11 protein-coding genes are annotated in these 17,800 nt (G+C 56.5%); 6 read left to right on the forward strand and 5 right to left on the reverse strand.

Going from position 1 to position 17,800, the window contains the following annotated elements; translation table 11 throughout:
* Window positions 1-125: 125 nt before the first annotated feature.
* On the forward strand, window positions 126-1,664 hold the full coding sequence (locus tag Pla52o_RS00635; RefSeq protein ID WP_231611989.1) for a glycerophosphodiester phosphodiesterase: 1,539 nt from the start codon (window positions 126-128) through the stop codon (window positions 1,662-1,664).
* 108 nt (window positions 1,665-1,772) lie between these two features.
* On the opposite strand, the gene Pla52o_RS00640 is transcribed toward Pla52o_RS00635, so the two are convergent.
* On the reverse strand, window positions 1,773-3,263 hold the full coding sequence (locus tag Pla52o_RS00640) for a N,N-dimethylformamidase beta subunit family domain-containing protein (RefSeq protein ID WP_146592668.1): 1,491 nt from the start codon (window positions 3,261-3,263) through the stop codon (window positions 1,773-1,775).
* A gap of 68 nt (window positions 3,264-3,331) precedes the next feature.
* Entirely contained in the window at window positions 3,332-4,417 is a 1,086-nt protein-coding gene (locus Pla52o_RS00645) for a formylglycine-generating enzyme family protein (protein ID WP_231611990.1), read from the reverse strand.
* A gap of 9 nt (window positions 4,418-4,426) precedes the next feature.
* On the opposite strand from Pla52o_RS00645, the gene Pla52o_RS26565 reads away from it, so the two are divergent.
* Together Pla52o_RS26565 and Pla52o_RS00650 are read left to right on the forward strand one after the other, a co-directional pair.
* On the forward strand, window positions 4,427-4,657 hold the full coding sequence (locus Pla52o_RS26565; protein WP_197168924.1) for a hypothetical protein: 231 nt from the start codon (window positions 4,427-4,429) through the stop codon (window positions 4,655-4,657).
* Between the two features lie 169 nt (window positions 4,658-4,826).
* On the forward strand, window positions 4,827-5,825 hold the full coding sequence (locus Pla52o_RS00650; RefSeq protein ID WP_231611991.1) for a DUF808 domain-containing protein: 999 nt from the start codon (window positions 4,827-4,829) through the stop codon (window positions 5,823-5,825).
* A 504-nt stretch (window positions 5,826-6,329) separates the two neighbouring features.
* Here Pla52o_RS00650 and Pla52o_RS00655 read toward each other — a convergent pair.
* The 3 genes from Pla52o_RS00655 to Pla52o_RS00665 all read right to left on the reverse strand — a co-directional run bounded on the left by Pla52o_RS00655 (window position 6,330) and on the right by Pla52o_RS00665 (window position 11,932).
* Complete coding sequence (locus Pla52o_RS00655) at window positions 6,330-9,476, reverse strand: efflux RND transporter permease subunit (protein WP_146592670.1); 3,147 nt, start codon at window positions 9,474-9,476, stop codon at window positions 6,330-6,332.
* A complete protein-coding gene (locus tag Pla52o_RS00660) occupies window positions 9,473-10,774 on the reverse strand; it encodes an efflux RND transporter periplasmic adaptor subunit (protein ID WP_146593470.1) in 1,302 nt (433 codons plus the stop codon). Before Pla52o_RS00660 ends, Pla52o_RS00655 begins: the two co-directional genes overlap by 4 nt.
* Window positions 10,775-11,452: 678 nt before the next feature.
* The gene (locus Pla52o_RS00665) at window positions 11,453-11,932 is read right to left on the reverse strand and encodes a MarR family winged helix-turn-helix transcriptional regulator (RefSeq protein ID WP_146593471.1); all 480 of its coding nucleotides are present in this window, start codon (window positions 11,930-11,932) and stop codon (window positions 11,453-11,455) included.
* A gap of 700 nt (window positions 11,933-12,632) precedes the next feature.
* Here Pla52o_RS00665 and Pla52o_RS00670 point away from each other — a divergent pair.
* From Pla52o_RS00670 to Pla52o_RS00680, 3 genes are all read left to right on the forward strand, one after another.
* Entirely contained in the window at window positions 12,633-13,952 is a 1,320-nt protein-coding gene (locus Pla52o_RS00670) for a DUF1552 domain-containing protein (RefSeq protein WP_146592671.1), read from the forward strand.
* 98 nt (window positions 13,953-14,050) lie between these two features.
* Window positions 14,051-16,522 (forward strand): DUF1588 domain-containing protein, encoded by a 2,472-nt coding sequence (locus Pla52o_RS00675; protein ID WP_390620809.1) that lies wholly within the window; start codon window positions 14,051-14,053, stop codon window positions 16,520-16,522.
* A 700-nt stretch (window positions 16,523-17,222) separates the two neighbouring features.
* Window positions 17,223-17,480, forward strand: coding sequence for a hypothetical protein (locus Pla52o_RS00680; protein ID WP_146592672.1), 258 nt, complete (start codon window positions 17,223-17,225; stop codon window positions 17,478-17,480).
* The last annotated feature ends 320 nt before the right edge of the window (window positions 17,481-17,800 follow it).

The following is a 17,800-nucleotide window of genomic DNA, read 5'->3' on the forward strand; positions in this document are numbered from 1 at the left end:
GGTCGGGCATCGATGGCAAGCCATTGCTTGCTATCCTCTTCTTTTCTTGAATGTTGACGAATCTGAATTTACACCCCCGAAAGTGAAGCCGCGATATGCAATTGATATCCACAAGAGTCAGGCAAGTGCTCGCCATCGCCCTCGTGCTGCCTTGGACCCTTATCGGGGCTGCCGATGCCGACGACCGTCCGTCCGACTCCGCCTCCTTTCGGGACAATGGGGTGACGGCCCATCGGGGCAATTCCGCCGCGTTTCCTGAGAATACGATGGCGGCCTTTGAGAGTGCAATCGAAGCGGGTGCCGATTGGATCGAACTCGATATTTTCCGCAGCAATGATGGCAAGTTGGTCGTGATCCACGATAAGACCACCCAGCGAACCGGCGACAAGAACCTCAGCGTCACCGAGTCGAGCTACGATGAATTGAAGTCGGTGGATGTCGCCACCGATTTCCGCCGACGCACGGGCACGACGTTGACGGAAACACCCGCGGCGAAAATACCACTGCTCGAGGACGTGCTCCAGATGGTCATGCAACAAGATCGAACACGAGTCTCAATTCAGCCCAAGATGGACTGTGTGGCCGACGCGGTCGCTTTGGTGAAACAGATGCACGCCGAGCGTTGGGTGGGTTTCAACGATGGCAATTTAAAGCTCATGTCCGAGGTGAAGCGGCTCGCTCCCGAGATCCAGGTGTTCTGGGATCGAGGTCCCGAGACAAATATCGATGACGACATTCGTATCGCGAAACAACACGGTTTTGAATCGCTCGTCCTGCATTACAGCGGGATCACGCCCGAGAAGGTGCAAAAGATCTCCGCGGCTGGGATCCGAACGGGCGTTTGGACGGTCAATGACCGAGCGACGATGGAGAGATTGATCGGAATCGGAGTTGAGCGACTCTACACCGACGATCCCCGCATGTTGCTAAGCCTGAAAAAACAACGCGATCTGCGCAAAGTCACGTGCGAAGGAACTTACCCACAGCACCTGCAAGGCATCTGTGCAGATCATGCTGCGATCTATTGGAGTTTTACGACGAGGTTGGTGAAGACCGATCTCGACGGCAAGGTACTAAAGCAAATTTCGGTTGCAAATCATCATGGCGACCTCTGCTTTCACGATGGCAAGCTGTACATCGCAGTAAACCTCGGCAAGTTCAACGAACCCGCGGGCAAAGCTGATTCATGGGTGTACGTCTATGACGCCGATTCGCTCAAGGAACTGGCTCGGCACGAGGCCCAAGAGGCCGTCCATGGCGCCGGCGGTATCAGTTTTCGGGAGGGGCACTTCTTCGTCGTCGGCGGATTACCCGCCGGAGTCGACGAGAATTACGTTTACGAATACGACGGCCAGTTCAATTTCGTAAAGAAGCATGTCATCCACAGTGGGTATACGTTGATGGGAATCCAGACGGCGACGTTTGCTCATGGTCGATGGTGGTTCGGTTGTTACGGCGAAACGAAGAAATTGCTCATCACCGATGAGAAGTTCCAGATGCTCGGTAGCTATCCGTTCCAATGTTCGCTTGGGATTGAGGCCTGGAGCAACGGCCAACTACTCTCCGCAAGCGGACGATGCCGTAAAGGACATGGATGCAGCGGGGAGTTGCAGCTTGCGATCCCGCACGAAACAGCCGGGCTGCAATACCGAGATGCTCAATAGAGCGGCTAGAGCATTCCTAATTTTGATGTCGCTCGTGTCACTAGGCGGTGGGACCGCGTTCTTGCGAACGCAGCTACGGCTTGATTCCCACGTTATTTAGCCAGCGAGCTACGTTTGCCGCATGCGGTTAAGCACGTTGCGAGTGATTTGCTGTATCCTCGCGTCGGGACCTTGTGGCGCGGTGTAGACCTTTGGACGCACATACCCAGGCGGCTCGGACAACCCGTCGGCCCACCAGCAAGTGGCCGCGTTGAAGACGAAGTTGTTCTTCGGGCCGGGGTAGACCGTGGCGGTGTATTCGCCACCATTGAGCTCTCCGGGGGCGGTTTGAGTGGGGCCGCGGGCGACGATTTCTAACCCCGGTATGTCGGCCGGGTCTCCATGCCATTCCCAGCCAATGACGCCTGGAATCGAATCACCAAGCTTCATCTGCGTTCCCGCGTACAACCAATGGTCCGGTTTACTGCAAATCCAATCGGCGCCGCCGGTAACAGGCCCCGTGCTGTGCGCGCCGATGAGTTCATTGGCATAGGGCCGCTCGTGCTTGAGCGACGACATCGAACTAAATTCCCGCGTCCCTCCGGGCGGTCCGAATACGCCGACGCGGCGCAGCGAGCGAGTCTCGTCATCCCATTCGATGCGTCCGCAAACCGCATTTCCGGAGAAGAATCCGACACTCACGCCCTCGGCAATCGCGGCCTGTAGATTGCGAAACATCTCAATCGTCCAATACTCGTCATGCCCGACGCTGAGGAAACCGTCGCCGCGAAGGGGCTGTTTGGCGTCGCGGTGCAAATCGGTGTTGGAAATGTAAGTCACGTCATAGCCCTCGCGTTCGAGCCAATACACGAAGGGGAATTCCCATAAGAAAAACTCCCCCGAGCCAATCGAAAGCGGGGCATCCGAAATCTGGCTATATTTCCCATAGGGACGATTGAAGCTGACTTGAGATTCGTTGCCCCAATGCCATGGGTTTTTCCCATTGTCATAGAGCGAAAATTGCGAGGGCCAGCGGTTGTAGGCTTGCCAGGTATGGTCGCTGCACTGAAACACCAGCTCGGACTCCCGCGTATCGCGAACGATGAAGATCACATAGCTCTGCAAGCCTTCGTTTAACTCCGTCAACTTGCCGACGTAAACGCCGCTCACCCAATCCTCCGGAATACGCAATTCAAAACTAGCTGGCCACTGGCAATTCTGTAGTCGCCGCAGCCCCACCTTCGGCATCGCTTGTGCCGATCCCTGTAGTGTTTCGGTCGTGTGCACCAATCGCCCGCCATCACCCCCGTAATATCCCAATCGATAGAACTCGATCGTAAACTCGCTCACCGGATCGGTGCTGACCATCACCTGCAATGTCTCACCGGCCATGATGCTGGCGTGGGAAACGTAGCCTTCGATCCACGGGCAACGGTACTTCGTGTCGGGATCGATACGCGTTTTGCTTAACATCCATTGTTGTGTTCCCGGCCTCGCGTTTTCCGCTTTCAGTACCGCAGAGGAACTCGCTGCGTGCGATGCGTGAGGGGGGAGTAACAACGAGGCGCCAGAAGCAGCGGCCAAGGTCAACAATTGGCGACGATTGGGAAGTTGATTCATCAACGAGGCAATCCGGTTAGATAGTTTTAAGGAAGGGGAGTCAACGGTTTGGACACACGTCCTCGGGATCAATGACTTGGTGGGTCCTGTTTTGGTACGCCCAGACAGATACGAAAGCCATCGCGTGAATCGGAGTAGGACGGACCTTGGAGCCCGAGGCGGACGGCACAGCGGGCATTACCCGGGACATCGAAGTAATTACCGCCGCGGCAGACCGGGCGTGGATTCTCGCTGACAAAATACAGCTCTTCATGTCCACCTTGGGGGTCGAAATGATCGAGCACGACCTCCCACACGCCGCCACACATGTCGGCCAAACCGAAACCGTTACGGCCCCGTTCTGCGTAATGGTCCACCGGTGAAACGAAGGCAAACCCGTCGCTCCAGGGAGCATTGGCGAGCGGCCAAATTTTGTTTCGTCCCGGCAGAAAATCGACAGCCGAAATATTTAGCCGACCTTCACCGTCACTGAGATCGTCGCCCCACCAGAAATAACTGCTTTCGCGGCCACCGCGACAAGCGTAAGCCCACTCGGCTTCCGTCGGCAAACGGTAAACGAGCCCCTCGGGTAGACGTCCGCTATCTCGTTCACGCTTCGTTAGCCAATCACAAAACGCCCGTCCATCATTCCAGCTAACGCAGACCACGGGATAGCAATCCCGCAACGGGAAACCGAAATTTGGATCACGCCAACTCTTCCCTTCCACCGAGATCCAAGGATGCGGCGGTGCCTTGGCGGTGATCTTCCACTGAGGATCAAACACCTGCGTCTTGCCGCCCGGTTTCTCCGCATCCGAAACGTAACCGGTGTCCTCGACGAAGCGTTTGAATTGCCCCACGCTGACTTCCGTGCGGCCCATCCAAAAGCCATCTTTCACACGCATCAATCTCGGTTGCTCGCCTTCGTACGACTCACGCTCGGTGCCCGGCGTGGCTCCGCCTTCGATCCCCGTGGCCCAGGCACGCTCTTCGGCGGTGCTGCCCATCTTAAATTCGCCAGGCGGAATGTAGACCACCTCCAGCGATACGTGATCGTCCAAATCGAGTTGCTTGGTGGCCCCTTGCGCCGGCGGATCAGAGGCCCACGTGGTGCCCATGTGAATCGCCGCTAACAGGGGCGCGGTGAGCAATGCGATGGCACGAAAGCGTCGCACGAGCGTTGCATGTTTCCTCACTTGGATTCCTTCTTGATGGAGATGTCGGTGGCGTGGTGGAGTGAGCGATGCCAAGAGGCCGAAGCCGTGGTCACCGAGACGCTTCTCGGGGATGCGTCGTTTGATGACCTTACCGCGCTGACCTCGCAGCACCGTTTGGACCACCATGATTGTAGCTTCTCTTTTTGCCGCCGTAGCGAGCCTCCGCGATCACGGCCGCACTTTGCCTGGACGGCCTAACTTTGCCTGGGCGGTCATCAACAAAGCCTGTTCGGTGGTGAAACCAACGAGGTGGTAGGTGCGATTTCAGCAGGGCTCGCGTTCGTGTATAAAGGGCTGCGCCACCGGCGTGTGCGGGTCGACGTACGGCCGAAACACGGCCGACGTGGCGTTGCCTGCGTCGTCCATCTTGCATTGTTTATCTGACTTGGGGATTCATTTTATGGCCAGTGGTTTGTTGATGTTGCTGGACGACATTGCCACCATTCTCGACGACATCGCAATCCTGACCAAAGTCGCCGCAAAGAAAACCGCGGGTGTCTTGGGCGACGACTTGGCGCTCAACGCCCAACAGGTCACCGGCGTCGACGCGCGGCGTGAATTGCCCGTCGTCTGGGCGGTCGCGAAGGGCTCCCTTCTGAACAAAGCCATCCTGGTCCCCATCGCACTCGCGTTGAGCGCACTGGCCTCGTGGTCGATCACTCCCCTGCTGATTGTCGGTGGCTTGTACCTCTGTTTTGAAGGCGTTGAGAAACTCGCACACAAGTTCTTGCATCGCGAGTCGTCCGAACAGCACGAACAAGAATTGGGTGCCGCGTTAGCCAATCCAAACGTGGATATGGTGGCGATTGAGAAGGAGAAGATTCGCGGCGCGATCCGCACCGATTTCATTCTCTCCGCTGAAATTGTCGTGATTACCTTGGGGACGGTCGCGACGTCTCCCATTGCCACCCGTTTGCTCGTCTTGGTGGCGATCTCCATCTTGATGACGGTCGGGGTTTACGGATTGGTCGCCGGGATTGTCAAAATTGACGATTTGGGGATGCGGTTGATTCGCACCGAATCGAAGTCCAATCAACGCAGTTTCCGTCAACTGCTCGGCTATGGAATGATCACTTCAGCACCCTATTTGATGAAGTTCCTCTCGGTCGCCGGAACCGTGGCGATGTTCTTGGTCGGGGGCGGGATCCTCACCCATGGCATTCCGCCATTGCACCATCTTGTCGAGTGGCTTGTCCATCCGCTCGCCGAGATTCACTCGACCGGAGCTTGGTTGTCGAGCATCGCAAAGATGATCCTCGACGCCCTACTGGGGTTGATCGCAGGAACGATCTGTTTGCTGATCGTCAGCCTCATTCAACGCTGGCGCGGACGCAATCAAGCGTCGCAAAACGAAGCGACGAGCTAGAGCCTTTTGAGAAATGACGTAAGCTCTAAAAAAGTAGCTGCGTGCGCCAGAACGTGGTCTACCGCGAACGCGACGGTAGCTACAGCAATGATGAAAAGTCGCTAGCGGTCAAGTCACCCGCGTGCGGCTCGGGCCTGGCTACGATCACACTGCACCGTAGAGACCCGCCTCATCCGCTGAACACTTCCAAAACTCAGCAGCGTATTTCCAACACTCAGCAACCGGCGATGCATCGGGCAATGCATCGGGACGGGGCCCCGTGGAAACGACAAGGCAGGGCCAAGATGCTTGTCCGTTCGGCTCGCGGGAAGGGATTTCCCCACGAGCCGGAATGATGCGGTGCGGCAACCCAGGACGTGCTGCTAAGCAGGTAGGCAGGAGTCTTTCGGTAGATTAGCCGTCTTGGCGTTAGCCACGGTTCAAGCGGTTCAACCGGGGCTAATGGGATTTCACCGAATCATTCCTGGCTCCCTGCTTAGGTCCGGCGCCGCCGCTTCGCATACTTTACTGCGGATCCGCAACGCGATCGCGTGCGAATTTACGCAGCAACACGTAGAACACCGGCGTCAAGAACAGTCCGAACAAGGTGACGCCGAGCATGCCGCCGAAGACAGCGGTTCCGAGCACGCGTCGCATTTCAAACCCGGCTCCCGATGCGATCAACAACGGCACCACGCCCAAAATGAACGAAAACGCTGTCATCAGAATCGGTCGCAACCGAAGTCGGCAAGCCGCAATGGCTGCTTCAAAGCGATTTTTACCCGCATCCTCTTCCGCCTTGGCAAACTCCACAATCAGAATCGCGTTCTTACACGCCAATCCGATCAAGACGATGAACCCGATTTGCGTCAACACGTTGTTGTCCATCCCCCGGAACCAAACGGCTACCAGCGCGAACAACAAACACAGTGGCACAATCAAGATGATCGCGAGCGGTAACAACCAACTCTCGTACTGAGCAGCCAAAGCCAAGAACACGAACAACACCGCCAAGGGGAACAGAAACAGGATCGTATTGCCTGCTTGCTTCTCTTGGTACGCCATCTCCGTCCATTCGTAACCAAAGCCAGGGGGCAGACTCTGGTCCGCCAAATTTTCCATCGTCGTTAGCGACTGGCCGGTACTGAAGCCCGGCACCGTCGACCCATTCAAATCGGCAGCCGGGAACAGGTTGAATCGAACCAAGCGATCCGGTCCCGCAATTTGTTTCACGTCGACCACCGAACCGAGCGAGACCGTTGCACCGCTGGCACTCCGCGTGCGAATTTTCAGAATATCGCTCGCCTCATCACGAAACTCAGGTTCCGCTTGAGCGGTCACACGGTACGTCCGGCCCAGAAAATTGAAGTCATTGACGTACATCGAGCCGAGATAAATCTGCAACGCGTCAAAAACATTGTTGATAGGAATGTCCAACATTTGTGCCTTGGTACGATCGACGTCGGCATACACCTGTGGCACGTTCATCCGCAAGTTCGTAAAGACTTGCGCCAACCCAGGTTGGGCGTTGGCTTGTGCAAGCATCGTCTGGGTCACTTGATCAAGCGTCGCGACGCCAGCGCCACTGCGGTCCTGGACATACATCTTGAAACCTCCACCACGGCCGATACCGCGAATCGGTGGCGGTGGAATGATCAAGATCTGAGCCTCGTTGATCTCGGACACTTCTCGTCGCATGTCGGCAACAATCGCTTGGACGCTACGCCCTCGTTCGGCACGCTCTTTCGCATCCTGGAGCGGCAAAAAGGAGACTGCCGCATTGGGTTTGATCGTAAAGGTCGATCCGGACAGCCCCGCGATTCCGACCGCGTGCGCGACACCATCGATCCCTTTCCCGATCTCGGCAACGCGGCGCGTGACCGCGTCGGTACGAGCCAGCGATGCTCCGTCGGGCAAATTGATCGCAACGATCACGTAACCCTGATCCTGGTCTGGGATAAAACCGGTCGGAACCAGACCGAAACTCAATCCCGTGCAGACTATCAGCGCCACGTAGATGAGGATCGCGATCCCCGACTTCTTCATCAAGCGACCCACGATCCCGGCGTAAAGGTTGCCGGTGATATCGAACGTTCGATTGAACAGTCGAAAGAACCATCCGAACAAAAAGTCAACCAACCTACCGAGACGATTTCTCGCCGCATTTTTGGGTTTCAACAAAATCGCACACAGCGCGGGACTGAGCGTCAACGAAACGAACGTTGAAATCGCCGTCGAGATAGAAATCGTGAGCGCGAACTGTTGATAGAACTGCCCGCTGATCCCCGGCACAAACACGGTCGGAACAAACACGGCGATCAACACCAACGTGGTCGCGATCAGCGCCGAACCGACTTCCTCCATTGCCTTGTGCGTTGCCTCTCGCGGCGTCATGCCTTCGGCGATCAATCGCTCGACGTTCTCGACCACCACAATCGCGTCGTCGACGACGATTCCGATCGCCAACACCAATCCGAACAATGACAACGTGTTGAGCGTCACGCCCAAGAACTGCATCACCGCGAAGGTACCGATCAAGGAGATGGGAATCGCGATCACCGGAATGATCGTTGGACGCCAACCGTGCAGAAACAAGAACACCGTCAACACCACGAAGAGGGTCGTGATGAACAGCGTTTCAAAAACTTCGTCGATCGACTCTTCCACATAGTCGGTCGGGTTGTAAGCGATTTCGTAACCGATTCCCTGTGGGAAATCTTTGCTCATGTCCGACATCACCTTCTTGACATCGGCAGCCGTGTCGACCGCGTTGGTCCCCGGACGTTGGTAGACCAACACCGCGATCGCCGATTTACCATCGAGGTAACTGAGCCGCGAGTAGTCCTGGGCACCGAGTTCGATTCTCGCCACATCGCGCAACCGCGTCACACGCCCGTCAGTACCTCGTTTGACAATGATCTCGGCGAACTCATCTTCGGTAATCAAACGACCTTGCGTGGTAACGTTCAATTGAAAGTCGCCGGTTGCGTCGATCGGCGGTTGCCCGATCACGCCCGCTGCGACTTGTGCGTTCTGGGCACGGATCGCCTGGACCACTTCCCCCGCGGTCAAGTCGACGTGCATCATCTTTTCGATGTCTAACCAAACTCGCATCGCGTATTCGTTACCGCCGGCGATACGGATTTCACCGACACCGTCCAGCCGCATCAACGCATCGCGAACCCGCAAGAACGCATAATTGCTGATATACAGTTGATCGCGACTTTCGTCCGGCGAGTTCAAGTGGACGACCATTAACATGTCCGGGATCTGCTTGGTCGTCGTGATCCCGATCTGGCGAACTTGTTCCGGCAATCTCGATTCGGCAATCGCCACCCGATTCTGGACCAACACCTGAGCGTCGTCCAAGTCGGTGCCGAGCTTGAAGGTCACGGTCAACTGCATCGTGCCGTCGCTGCTCGAGGACGACTCCATGTACAACATGTCATCGACGCCGTTCATCTCTTGTTCGATCGGCGTGGCGACAGTGTCCGCGATCACTTGCGGGGTCGCACCAGGATAAGTGGCCCGCACCAAAATCGTCGGTGGTGCGACGCTGGGGTACTGCGATACCGGAAGCGTGAAATACGTGATTCCACCCACCAACACGATCAAGAACGACAAAACGGCCGCAAAGATGGGACGTTCAATAAAGAAGTGAGGAAATTTCATGACTGCAAACTCCCTGACACCACCTGATCAGCCGACGTTGCTGCTTCGGGCAACGGATCGGGGGCCGGCGAAATCCACTGTTCCTTCGGGACCGGCTTATAGTCATGCGGCAATCCGTCTTCGACCACTTCAATCGTGCCATCCACCGTGGCGACTTTCGCTTCCGGTCGAGCTTGCAACAGCCCTTCGATCACCAACGTCTCATCGCCGACAAGTCCTTTGCGAATCACGCGCAAACCGTCCACGATCGGCCCTGGGGTGATAGGGCGACGTTCAATCACGTCATCGACAACCACATAAACATACTGGGACGATTGGTCGGTGCCGATCGCCGAGTCGGGGACCAAAACGGCGTCGTGAGCAGCGCTTCCGGGAATCCGGATCCGAGCGAACATGCCCGGCAACAACAATTGGTCCTCGTTCGGAAACACACAGCGAGCTCGCATGCTGGCCGTCGCGGTATCGAAACGGTTGTCAACGAAGTCCATGTGACCGTGATGAGGAAATCCGGATTCGTCAACCAATCCCAAGAACACCGGATTCTTCACATCTCGCGAACTTTCCCGCTCGCCCGTTTGCGCCAAACGCGCGTATTTCAACACGTCTTGTTCGCTGGCATCGAACACACAAAAGATCGGATGCATCGACGCGATCGTCGTCAGCAGCGAGGAGGTGGCGGTGCCTCCGGCAATCAAATTGCCTTCGGTCACCACTTGGCGGCTGATCCGTCCCGTGACCGGAGCCCGGATATGAGTGTATTGCAAGTTCAATTCCGCCGTCTCAACGCTCGCCTTGGACATCTCGATTTCAGCTTCCGCCGTCGCGATCGCCGCTTCGGCGGAACTGACGCCCGCCTTGACCCCTTCGATGTCGGCCTTGGCTTGCAAGAATTCGGCTTCGCGTTCGTCAAGCTCTTCCTGGGAAGCGGCGTCTCGCTGACTGAGCGATTGAGTTCGGGTGAACCGCATCTCGGCAAGATTCAATTGAGCATCCGATTGCAGCGACCGCGCCTTGGCTTCCTCTAGCTTCGCAAACGCTTGCTTCAATTGCGAATTGGATTGCTGAAGCTTCGCCTTGGCCGCGTTCAATTCGGCTTCAAACGGACGCGGATCGATGACAAACAACAAATCGCCTTTTTCGACCACTTGGCCTTCATCGAAATGTACCGATTCCAAGTAACCGCCCACGCGAGCGCGAATCTCGACCATGTCGACCGCTTCCATTCGCCCCGTATAAGCGTCCCATTCGACGATCTGTTTCGTTACCGGTTTGGCCACCGTCACCGTCGGGATGGGCATCGATGGTGGACCCAACGCCCCCTTGCCGCACCCGGCAATCAGTAACAACAGCGGTAAGCTGTAAACGACGTAGCGAAACTCGCCAACACTCTCGGTTAGCCCGCTCGAACGCCGAAAGTCTCCGCGACTTTCGCTACGACGAATTGACATGCAATTCAGTAACCTCACGCTGTCTCCTCACTCAATTTCATTTCAGTCTTGCTGCGAACCAACGTCGCATGGCCGATCGAGAACATCCCCAACCCGGTCATCATCAACTGCCCCTATCCCCTTACCTATGCCTTTAGGAAACCGAGGGCCGCCAACTCTCTACTTTCACAGTGCCTCCGCGTGCACCACCAATCACGTTACAACCCACCACGAACAATCCGGGGGGGCATCACCCCCGCTTTGCAACCAGCCTTCAATCACCACGGTGGCCTCCGAGCGTCATGCCCGATTCCGAAGCATGCTCTGATTGCGAACGCAGCCGAATCCATGCAAGGCGGTCATCTTGTCCACTTGCCTCTAAAGCGAATTCGGTTGGCAAACGTATGCACCGGTCCCCACAAGTCAGTGGAAGTTAATTTCTGGTTTCATAAATTCAACACCTATCTGATTTCTTTATTAAGAAATTGGCCAATCCCAAACTCACCGCTCCCTACCGCACTCACATTGCGATTGATTGGGAATGATCGATCAGCGATCTTGAAAACTCGCTGCAATGGAACCGCGAGTTTTCTCCAGCAATCCGATGAGCTGTTTTTGCTCACCCTTGTTCAATTTTTTCAGAAATCGTTGTTCCAGTTCCGCCAGCGGCGCCATGGTCTGGTCGGCCAGCTTTCTCCCCTTTTGGGTGACGCTTACATACACCACGCGGCGATCTTCGGTACAGCGTTGCCGTTTGACCAATCCCTGTTTCTCGAGGTGATCGACTAGCGATGTGATCGCCGGCACGATTTGGATCATTCGTTCGCCGATCTCACCGCAGGTCAATGGTCGCTCGGCCAGGACCAGACTTCGCAACACATTGAAGCGTGACAAGGTCAAACCATGCTCGCGAAAATGCCGCGACAATCGGTTTTCGAGTTGGTCTCCGATACGCAACAGGTTCAGCAGCGTTTCTTGCTCGGTCGAAGCGAACGGCTGCGGTCGCTTCAGTTCGTGTTGCAGCTTCATGGAAATCTCAGCCCGGGCCATTGTTACATTGCTGAAAAGTTTACTAATCAGACATTTTGCAGTCAACCATGTCTCCCCCCGCAGTGCAGCCAAGCCCCAGATCAACTTTCGCAATGCATCACCATGGTCGATTTCGTCGCCTGAAGCATGCGAAAATTGAAGGGAGATCGCGAGGTGAGTTACCCTCCGCAGACGCTCCGATTCCTCCCTGTCCTCCAGTTCAAAATCCATCGCTAGGGTCTCTCGCATGTGGAGGACCGGGACATATGCCCCCCAAGCGACCGCCGAGACCGTTGCATCGCCTGTTTGCGGCTTGTCCCATAGCGCCGCTGGATTGTTTCCAAAATGCCATGCGTAGCGCCGCGAATCAGGGCAATTGCCACGCCGGCCGTCCGAACTCCGACATCCCCGCGAAGTCGCGACCTTGAGATCCTGTCGTAAAGTCTTGCCAACAATTTGGTTGTGGCGGTTCGCTGGATCGTTAGAATGGAGACGTTTCGTCAACCACCTCTTGGCAAATCCAGCGCGCATCCATCCCCATCCTTCGGCACTCATTTCAAATCACGAATGCAGTGCCGCTGCCATCTTCCCTTACGCCGCAGCGAATGACTTCGCGAAGCACAAGCCTGGACGGACCCACCACTCCGACCAGCCCTACCGATAAAGACAATCGACCGTTTAACACGTTGAAAGATTGATCATGCTCAGCCGTAGAAGAATGCTGCAAGGAATCGCAACCAGCACCAGTGTCGCATTGGGCTCCTCCCTTGCTCCGGAGCGTCTCTTAGCATCGCCCGCCACGAACACGACTCCCAAGCGGATCGTCTTCTTCATGCAGAACCAGGGCTTCGATCCGAAGACCTGTATTCCGGACGGGATGACCAACAGCGGTTCGCTAGCGAAGGCCAAACTTCCCGAGCCCATCAGTGCATTGGAACCTTATAAGGAACGGCTGCACATCATCAACGGACTGCACGGCATCCATACCAGTCCCACGCACAGCGCGTTCTTCGGCGCGCTCGGCGGCTATCGCGGCAGCGACGGGGTGCCGCCCAGTGCATCGACGATCGATTATGAGCTGAGCAAGGCGCTGCCGCAAACCCTGCTGCCTCATCTGTGCATCGGCATGGACTCGATCGAGAACATGAAGACCAAGCCCACGATTGCGACGCTGTCGGCCAGCGGCGCCGGTTCGCCGATCTTCATGCATTCCAATCCGAATCATCTTTACCAGATGCTGTTCGGTGGCATTTCCTCAGGTAATATCCGGCTCCAGCACGAAGCTCGCTCGAGTGTGTTTGATCAGGTCGAAATGCTGGCTGCGGCCAAGGGACGCTCTCTGCCGGCGTCGGGCCAACGACGTTACGACCAATACGTCCAAGGATTCAAAGACGTCAACGGTTTGCGGACGCGGTTGGATACCGTAGCCGATCACTTGCGAAAATTCGCGCCCATCGTGGACGAGCGATACACTGCGCCGGAGTTCGAAACCGACTGGCACGATTGTTTGCTGGACCTCGGTATCTCGGCGCTCACCTCCGGTATCACCAATACGCTGACAATCGGCTCCGGTCGTGGCGAGATCTTCGGGGCCTGGAAGGGATTGGGTATCGATCAACAGGGACATAGCCTCGGGCACATGGATCAGCCCGACAATCCGATTTGGATCAAGATTCGCCAATACAACAGCCGCATGCTGGTGCGGATCATGGAGAAGCTGGAAAGCGTGCCCGAAGGAAGTGGCACGATGATGGACAATACGCTGATCGTGTACACCAGCAATAACGCGGACAAGCAACACACCAGCGGTGCCAACTGGCCGGTCATGTTGTTAGGCAACCTGGACGGTGCATTCAAGTCCGGTTGCTTCACGCAGCTCGATGGCAAGCGACCGATCAACGCGCTCTACACGTCGCTGCTGCGAGCCGCCGGCCAGAACGTCGATCGCTTCAACATGGACGACAAGATGGCCAAAAAGTTTGACAACAGCACCGGCCCGCTCAAGGAAGTGTTGGCATGATGAAAGTCAGATTTTCGTGTTGGATAAAACGCAGGATAGGCTTCCAGCCTGTCACGCCGAAAATAACAGGTTGGAAGCCTATCGGACTTATATTCATCTTGATCTTGCTCCTACCCGTGGCAACGTCCCAGGCGTATACGCCTGGCCGTGCGGTTAACAAAGATTACGCCAGTTTTGCGGAATCGTTTCTCACGAACCACTGCGTCGACTGTCATGGCGAGATCGATCCCGAAGGCAATCTCTCGCTCGAAGACCTAGGACCTGTGGATGAAATCAACGCCAGCACTTGGACCAGCGTGTGGGCGCAGGTCACGCTAAAGGAGATGCCGCCCAAGGACATGACGCAGCCCGAGGTCATCGAGCGGCTGCAGTTCTCTGACTGGATCGTCGGTGAACTCTCACGCGTGATGCAAGACAAGGGCGGGTTCCGTGATCACCTCGATCCCAACAAAGGCAACTTCGTCGATCACGAGCTGCTGTTCGGTCCGCTGCCCGATGGCATCAAGCTGCAACCGACGTCATCGCCAGCACGCATCTGGCGAGTGACCCCGCAAGAGCACATCACGCGGCTCAATGAGTTGATCAACACCGAGCCGGAGTTCGATCCCGAAAAGCCGGGGCTTCGCACGCATGGTGACGTCGTTCCCACCAACCACGGTGGCGAATTGAAGTTGTACTTCGGTACCGATCGCATCATCAAATGTCAGGGCGGGACGGTCGCCTATGCAACGGCCGTTAAGAGTGTCCCCGCCGTGTTGTCGTCGGCTCGCAATCACGGACTGGAAAACTATCCCGATTTCTACACCGTCAACAGCGCCGAAGCGACGCAGATCATGGCGATTGCTGGCGACATCATTCGCTACATGGCCGAGGGTCCGCTGAGTATCGCCCACCCGTATCAGATCACGGACGCCCCCGCATCGATCGCCGACAAAATGAAGGGCGATCTTCGTGGTCTGCCCACCAGCATCGTCTACAGCACCAAAGTGGTCCGTCCGCTGACGCCGGTGTATGAGCTGATGAAGGAAGACGGCGTGACCGACGAGCGACTGCGTGCTGCGGTCGACTATCTGTTCGAAGCGTTGACGTTCCGCCCGCCGAGCGAAACCGAGTCCGACGCGTACTTGGAAATCGTCAATCAAACGATCGAAAAGCTCGGTAAGAAAGAGGGTGCCGTGCTTGGTCTGTCATCCATCTTCCTTGATCGCGACGCGCTGTTCCGACCGGAACTGATCGAGAATGGAAAACCAGACGAGCATGGCCGCGTCATGTTGCAAGACTGGGAATTGGGCATGGCGGTCAATCACGCGCTGCGTTACATCCGCCCCGACGCACCGTTGCGCGACGCGATCGCCGCTGGACGAATGCGGACCCGAGCGGATGTAAAGCGTGAAGTTGAGCGGATGTTGGCCGACGACACCATCCGCAAGCCGCGGATGGTGCGGTTCTTCCGCGATTACTTCGACTACGACCTTGGCGGCTACATCTGCAAAGATACAAAAGCACTGACCCAGACGGGGGCGAACAACCGGGGACAAGCTCATTACAACGCCATGTTCGACGCAACGGCCAGCACTGATCGTCTGATCGAATTGATCCTGGACGAAGACAAGGATGTATTGAAGCAGTTGTTAACGACGGACAAGGTCGTGGCCACCAAGGCCGACAATCTCTACTTTGGTCGGAAACGCACTCGAGAAGAGATCGCAGCGTCCGTTGCCGCTGAGAAACAGGCGATGGCCGAAGCGGCACAGAAAGCGGCGGCTGAGTTCGAGGCCTGGAAACAGGCAAACCCAGGCAAGAAACCGCCGCCGCCAAACAAGCAAAAGCGACCGATTGTCAATCACCTCGTCACCCAGGCTGACCTTGCGGGGCCGCCCATCTACGCTCGTGTCAGCCGGCGTAGTTTTGGCAAAGGATCGATGAAACCCGAACGCATCCTGGCAACGGTCCCCGCAGGCCAGCGTCTGGGCATCCTGACCCACCCCAGTTGGCTCGTTTCTCACTCCGACGCAATGGACAATCACGCCATCCGCCGCGGCCACTGGATCCAAGAACGACTGCTCGGTGGTGGCATTCCCGATGTGCCGATCACGGTGGATGCGATGCTTCCGGATGAGCCCAAGAACACCTTGCGTGAGCGAATGCGGGTGACCCGTGAAGAGTACTGCTGGACGTGTCACAAGAAGATGGATCCGCTGGGGCTACCGTTTGAGATGTACAACCACGCGGGTCTGTATCGCGAGTTGGAACTCGATAAACCCGTTGACACCAGCGGCGAGATCATCGATTCGGGCGACCCGACTCTCGATGGCAAAGTCGGAAGCGCCATCGAGCTAATCCAGAAGCTGGCGGAGAGCGAACGAGCCGAGCAGGTATTTGTGCGTCACGCTTTTCGATTCTGGATGGGCCGCAACGAAACGCTCCACGACGCGCCGATATTACAGGAAGCCCACCGCGCCTACAAAGAGAGCGGCGGCAGCATGAAAGCGCTGTTAGTATCGCTCCTCACCTCCGACGCATTCCTCTATCGCACCCGAAGTGATTCAGCATTGGTTGATTCGAATTAGGACTCCCAATTGCTTTTCGTAAGCTTCGCGAGTGCGTCCCATTGCATGGGTCGTAGTGGACGTGGCTACACGTCCCAGAAGCGAGATTAGCAGCAAAATCCTCTACCGCAGCCAAGCAGGGCCGGCTCCCACCAGCCGCGGGCATTGAATGTTCGGTTCCGTTTGTTACCAATGAAGGTCGACCGGTGAATGATCGGTTACGGCTGATACGCATGGAGGACAGCCGGTGGGAACCGGCCCTGCTTTACTACTTCACGGGGCGACGCCCCCGCTGGTGGGTTTGCGAGCGATATGACCAACACCGAGTCCTGGTTTCGGGTGGCCGCGGGCACCAAGCGTCTCCTACGTCTGGTCGTTGCTGCGTGCCCGGTTCGGCAAGCGGCTAGCTTTTGAAAGCTTGGATTGATACGATTTTCGCAGGCAAACAGGCGTGCTGCGGATCAGAGATCAAGGTTCGCTGCCCCGCGTCAATCAATTGATAGAACAAGCTCAGGACGCTGAATCGCGGTTCGCTTAACGGAGCGGTTTGAATCTGCGAGTCACTGCCTTCTCAAAACCCATTTCACTACTGCGTTAAGACTTCTGAGCCACTAGGGCCGGTTCCCACAGGCCACGAGGGTTGGATGACCGATGCGATCGGCGAGGAAGGGGAGATGGCCGGTAAGAATCGGCCCTACGCATACTTTAAGCTAGACAAATCATGAAGAAACACGAATGGCGTGAGAAAACCGAAGAGGGCGAAACTCGCCTCGTCACTGCGACGCGGCACGGGGGTCAATGGAAGCTCCGGTCCCGACTGAAAACCGAAACGGAATGGACCCTCTTTCCCGTCATCCCACTCGAGGATCTCGAAACACTGCACGAACTGATGTCGAATAAATATCGGCGTCAACGCGCGCCGTACGAGCACGTCTTAGAAATCGAGGTCCTGATTGAAGCTGCGAAATTACGCAAGTAGGTCCAAACAACTCTGAACTGGTCCATCTCGGAGCAGGAAAGGGGCACGAGGTTTCCCTCTCATCCTGTTCAATTCCCCCCGGGCTTTGTCAGCGCGGGATCGTGCAGGAGGTGCTCAGGTTCGCATCCTTGATTGAACAGGAGCAAACAGAGATAACGGAGCTTCGATTCCCACTTCGTTTTTTGGGGCTCGGAGCCATCCAAGCCGGAGATGCGGATGCATCAGTTCCTGCACGGGTTCTCTGTTCCCTCCCTTTCCTCCTGTTCAAATTCACTTCGGGCTTTGTCAGCGCGGGATCGTGCAGGAGGTGCTCAGGTTCG

The sequence above is a fragment of the Novipirellula galeiformis genome (genome assembly GCF_007860095.1).
GTDB lineage: Bacteria > Planctomycetota > Planctomycetia > Pirellulales > Pirellulaceae > Novipirellula > Novipirellula galeiformis.